Below are 5386 nucleotides of genomic sequence, written 5' to 3'. Positions count from 1 at the left end.
TCGAGACCTTTACCAACGGGGTCTCGGCCGGGGTGATTGGCCCCATCGATGTGGATAGCCTGGAAGTGAAACCCGACAGCCAGAAGATCTCCATTCCCAGTAAGCGCAAGGGGCAATATGGTCAGGCGCGGGAGAACTACCACATTCCCAAGCCTGCCATGGTCACCATCAAGACCACCGAGATCCCGCCCGTGCTGCTGGCCGCCGCCTTTATGGGTCTGGAGAGCCCCATCAATCAGGGGGCCGGGACGCTGACTGATCTGCAGGTCGTTCTGCCCGCCTGGCCGAAGTGGGCCCAGCTGGGCAAAAGCAATATTGCCGCAACCGGTCTGGCCATCAAGGAAGGGGCCACGGCGCTGGTGGTGGGTACCGATATCGAGGTCAACTATGCGCTCGGGCTGGTGCGGGCGGTGAAAGGTAGCTCGGTAGCCGATGGCGGCAGCCTGACGGTCAGCGGTACCTATAATGCGGTGACCGGTACCCGCATCGCGGGCAACATCCAGCCGGAGATCAAGGCGCGGCTGCTGCTCGATGGCCGCAGTATCGTCAGCGGCGAGGCCATCAAACTGACGGTGCCCCGTGCCAGCTTGTCCCCCAAAAAGGCGGTGGATTTTATGAGCGACAAGCCCATCGAGATCGAGCTGGAGGGGGAGTTGCTGGCCGTGGATGGCGAGACCGCACCCTTCTATGTGGATCGGCCGGTGACGGTGTGACGGTAGCGGCGGAGGGGTAATGAAAAACGGCGGGGAGACCCGCCATTTGTTGTTGCTCAAAAAAGCCCAAGAAATAAGTTTCGTGTTATCATCTTGTTTTGAATATTTTTTCTCCCTTCGAGGCTGATTGTTTTTTTATCAGCACATATAAATGTTACGCCAGATACTTTAACATGACCAAATAACCATGTTTTAAATTTTCCAGAAATATTTGTTTCACCAAAAACTTCACAATAATCGGCGATATGAAAAAGACCATTAATTTTTGCGTAATCATAGATACGAACACGGTCGTTTATTGAGCCTGAACCAACAACATGAGAGTTTCCGTATATCCTGGCTGAATTTTTAATGAAGAGTGAACACTCTTTTTCATCTTTCTTTTTAGCTTCTACTACGGCATTACCAAAAATTTCAGTGTCATCAAGGATGAATAATGTTGCTTCTGCGGAAAAAATGTTATCAGTTTTTACCTGACCTCGTAATATACTTCGACCATATATCCTTGGGGAGTGCTCAATAGATATGCCTTTGTCAAGTATTGCATTTTCATATATGTGTGGTACGCCGTCTATTCTGACACCTAGAAGTTGCGAATTACCATATATTTGTAATTTTTGTTTGGTATACTCTTCTGAGTATCGACCATCACCTATGATATGAGAGTTTTTAACTTTTGCATTTTCGAAAATAGTTGACTCGCCACTAACTGAGCTGTCAGTTATCTCGGCATTACCAAACACTTCAGATGTATCTCTTATATCTGAGCTGTTAATTGTTGCATTGTCATATATTTTACAAAAGCCATTAATACTTGAAAAACCAGTGATCTTGGCATTACCACTTACGATGGCTTTATCTGAGACTGTTGAATTTTCATCGTATATCCAGCATAAGCCATCTTGTGATAGATTTAATTCGCTTTCAATCCAACCACCTAAATCACCTTTTTTAATATCATTGAAGTCTACAAGCGCTTCAATGCGGTACAGCTTTGACTCTATTTCCTCGCGACCTAACCATCTAGTTATTGTTTTATGTTCATTGGTTAGCTTGTATTTTTTCATATATATCTCAGTTTATTTTAGCCATAACGGGATGGTTAATTATCGTAAGGAAATATGGGTGGAAATATCATATCGTATCTCACGCCCTAATAGTTTAATTTAATTTAATTTGATATGTCTCAATCTTTGTCGTTAGAGCTAAGTAGGCTAATTCATTTTCCTGAAACTCCCGCCCAACATTAGCTAAAGATGAGGCTATTAATTCTTGCATTATTTATTCCTACTGCTATTTTTAATGAAAAATCATCAGCATAGTTACTGCACAAAAGATGTAATCAAAGTGATAGCAGTAAGAATGTGAATTTCTCTTGAATGACTTTCTGTTTATTTATCTAATTCTTTTTTTAGCCATTCACATTGCTCAATAAGTAAATCAAGTTTTACGACTACACCCTCAGCTCTTTTTGAATGCCACATTTGTGGGTCAGCCCAACTGAGCGCTTTTATCTGGCTTGACTCAAACAGCTTCTGGTCGATATGATAAATAGCATTAGCAGCATCTTGCCATGCAGCAGCAATTGACAATTCTTTCTCACGGTTGGCCGCGATATTTAAAATACGAATATCATATAAATATGCTTTTGTGTTAATACAAGCATGCATTACTTGACCGATAGAGTTCAACACTTCCATTCTTTTTTTATTTTTAAGTTCATCATGTTCCCACCACAATTTTACACCTTGAGTTAATACTCCAATCATAGCCGGTATGTTGAGTGACATATCTGTTCCTCTTTTTAAATTAAAATAATTTAAGTGTGGTATTTGTCAACAAGTTCTTGTATCTCTGCCTGTATCTTTTCCATTTTTTCGTTATTGTCATTGATACGCAGTTTACCTTTGTGAACTAAATAATACTCGATAGTCGCGCATCCCATGAGGCTTTGACAGTACAAAGAGAGCATTAATTTGTTGTAGCTAACCAAGTTGTTGTAATCACCCGTAGATAACACTTCATTGAAATTATCAACGCACTGGTAAATTACGGTTAATTCCACTCTTTCTTCACGAGTAAAAAATGGTGCAACTTCAGCGTAATGATGATTAAAAATGACACGCGAGATGCTTGCAGGTATCCAAGCTCCATGCACTTCGCCAGTATTGGTTTCTCTAAGTATTGTCTTTACCCTACTAGTTTTTTCCTTGAAATTTTCACAGATATCCAAAACCTCATCAGAAATAGCTCTTTTCTTACGATAGATATCCCAGCGATATTTTGTGAAGTCAATAGCCTGACCAAGTATAAAACCCAGCAGAAGTGTAGAAATTGCGATCTCAAATTCTGACATAAAAACTTAAGTATCCTCTGGAAGATCTAACAGTGATTAGATGGAAAACCGTACTAATTAGATAACAGAGTCTTTCGTAAACCCTGTACCATTTTTATTACTCACCCAAAATCTGTTTTAAATCATTGAAGTACAAGTTTACCTCTTAGCCAAAGCCTTTAGTCTGCTGCTCACTACCAAGGTATGGATGGTATAGTCCATGAGGAGACTCTAACGAAGCGTTTTTGCTAAGCGGGCATGTTAACGGGCTGTGGGCTAAGGGGAAAGGGCGGAATGAGCTACTTTTGAGCCAAATCAATAAATTAATCAATAAGATTTTTATGGGTTGTAAGGGGGGAAGACGTCGGGGGTACCTAGCTGTGACCAAATAACAATCAACAGCAGATGGTTTGTGTGACATCACAGTAATTCTTCATAAACCCTCCTATTTTGCCATCCCTTTACCATGGGGCAATCTGAATCTGCTCGGAATGCCCCATGTCCACCTCTACCACCCTCAAACTTGCCCTGGAGCTTGCAGCCAAGGTCACCGGCCGGGAGGATCTGGCCGCCTTGGCGGGTGAGGTGCAGGAGCTGGGCCCTATCTCGGACGAGACGGCCGCCGAAACGGCGCAGCTGGCCGAGAGCCTCGAATCGCTAAGCCGCCAGCAAGCGCAGATCCAGCAGTTCAATGAATCCAAAGCGGCCCTGACCCAGCTCGAACTGGCGACAGTGCTCAGCCGTGACAAACTGGAGCAGTTTCGCCGTGAGCAACAAGCGGGCAGTGGCGATGCCAAGGCGCTGGCCGAACAAGAGCGGTTGCTGGCTTCCGAGGTCAAGCAACTGGAGCGCCAGCTGGTCGCTCAGTCAGCCAGTCATACCCGCCTCCACGCAGGGCTCAAGCAGTCCGGGCTCGATACCAGGAACCTTGCCCAGGAACAGCAGCGCCTGCAGCGTGAGCTGACCAAGAGTGTTGCCCAGACCGAGCGGCTGGGGCGCGAGCTTCGCCAAGGCAGTCAGCAGGCCGGTGGTTTTCAAGGGGCCATCGGCAGCCTGACCGGCCGCCTGGTGGCGCTGGCGGGTACCTGGTTCGGTATTCAGACTCTGACGACCCAACTGCTCGCCATGTTCCAGACCGGCGATCAGGCCGAGCGGCTTAGCGTGCAGCTCAAGGCGGTGATGGGGTCGATTGCCGGTGGCAAAGAGGCGTCAGCCTGGATCCAGAACTTTGCCAAGAACCCCCCCCTGCAGCTCAGTGAAGTCACCCAGGTGTTCGTGCGCCTTAAGGCGTTCGGCATTGACCCCATGGCGGGTGCCATGCAGGGCATTGTCGATCAAGCGTTCAAGTTGGGCGGGGGTTTTGAAGAGGTGCAGGGCATCTCCCTGGCACTCGGCCAAGCCTGGGCCAAGCAGAAGCTGCAGGGAGAGGAGATCTTGCAGCTGATTGAGCGGGGCGTGCCGGTCTGGCAGATGCTAGAGCTGGTGACCGGCAAGAATACCGCCGAACTGCAGAAGCTTTCTGAGGCGGGCAAGCTGGGTCGCGAGACTATCTCTGCCCTGATGAATGAGATTGCCAGCCAATCGCGCGGTGCGGCTGCCGACAACATGAGTCTGCTCTCCGGGCTTATCTCCAATGCTCAGGACAACCTCGCCAAGTTTTACCGGATGGTGGCAGAGAACGGGACGCTGGCCTGGCTCAAAAACCAGCTGGCCAACCTTAATGCCGAATTTGAGGCGATGGCCAAGGATGGCCGCCTGCAGGAGTGGGCGCAGCGCCTCTCCGATGGCTTTATCTCCATGGGGGAAACCCTCAAGTCGCTGATCCAGACCCTCTATGAGTGGCGCACCGCACTGACCGTACTGGCCCAGGCTTGGGTCGGCCTGAAAATCGCGGGTTGGATTGGTGATCTGCGCAGCCTCTACGCCCAGTTTATTGCCATACCCGCGGCGACCGCGACAGCAGCAGGCGGCATGACGACAGCGGGCACGGCAGCAGCAGGAGCTGCCATTGGGGTCAGGGCACTGGGCGCTGCCGTTAAGGGGCTGCTGGCCGCCATGGCGGTCGAGTCCATCATCCAGATCACCCAGTTTGCCTCTGCCCTGCGCCAGCTGGTGCAGGCTGAGCTGGCACTCCGGGAGGCGCAGGGGCTGCGCTCCGAGACTCAGGCCCGCCTCAATGGTCAGTTTGCCGCCCTGTCAGGCGAGCTGGGGTTTGCCATCACCAGCATGGCGGATCTCGATCGCCTAGTCGCCGAGGGCAAGGTGCATTACGACGAGGCCACTGGAAGCTGGCGACAAGGCGCCGCAGCCGTTAAAGCGCTGGGTGATGAGGCCAAGA

At 49.0% G+C, this 5386-nt stretch carries 5 protein-coding genes; 2 read left to right on the top strand and 3 right to left on the bottom strand.

What is annotated here, in order from left to right; translation table 11 throughout:
* Positions 1 to 713, top strand: a 713-nt coding sequence (locus ACW5W8_RS23210; protein WP_498630748.1) for a phage tail tube protein, incomplete at its 5' end; no start/stop codon positions are given.
* A gap of 56 nt (positions 714 to 769) precedes the next feature.
* On the opposite strand, the gene ACW5W8_RS23205 is transcribed toward ACW5W8_RS23210, so the two are convergent.
* The 3 genes from ACW5W8_RS23205 to ACW5W8_RS23195 form a co-directional block, all read right to left on the bottom strand.
* Complete coding sequence (locus ACW5W8_RS23205) at positions 770 to 1780, bottom strand: hypothetical protein (protein WP_498630746.1); 1011 nt, start codon at positions 1778 to 1780, stop codon at positions 770 to 772.
* Between the two features lie 324 nt (positions 1781 to 2104).
* Complete coding sequence (locus ACW5W8_RS23200) at positions 2105 to 2503, bottom strand: hypothetical protein (protein ID WP_498630744.1); 399 nt, start codon at positions 2501 to 2503, stop codon at positions 2105 to 2107.
* Positions 2504 to 2532: 29 nt separating this feature from the next.
* The gene (locus ACW5W8_RS23195) at positions 2533 to 3069 is read right to left on the bottom strand and encodes a hypothetical protein (RefSeq protein WP_498630742.1); all 537 of its coding nucleotides are present in this window, start codon (positions 3067 to 3069) and stop codon (positions 2533 to 2535) included.
* Positions 3070 to 3546: 477 nt separating this feature from the next.
* Between ACW5W8_RS23195 and ACW5W8_RS23190 the strand changes: the two genes are divergently transcribed.
* The coding region (locus ACW5W8_RS23190; protein ID WP_498630740.1) for a tape measure protein at positions 3547 to 5386 on the top strand (1840 nt) is incomplete at its 3' end.

This window comes from Aeromonas aquatilis, from assembly GCF_054052405.1.
The sequence above is the reverse complement of the archived record's forward strand: the minus strand, read 5'-3'. Positions and strand labels throughout refer to the sequence as shown.

Bases quoted from the DNA above. Each gene is read 5' to 3' on its own strand.
- ACW5W8_RS23205 (WP_498630746.1), bottom strand. From the start codon at position 1,780: ATGAAAAAATACAAGCTAACCAATGAACATAAAACAATAACTAGATGG.
- ACW5W8_RS23195 (WP_498630742.1), bottom strand. From the start codon at position 3,069: ATGTCAGAATTTGAGATCGCAATTTCTACACTTCTGCTGGGTTTTATA.
- ACW5W8_RS23200 (WP_498630744.1), bottom strand. From the start codon at position 2,503: ATGTCACTCAACATACCGGCTATGATTGGAGTATTAACTCAAGGTGTA.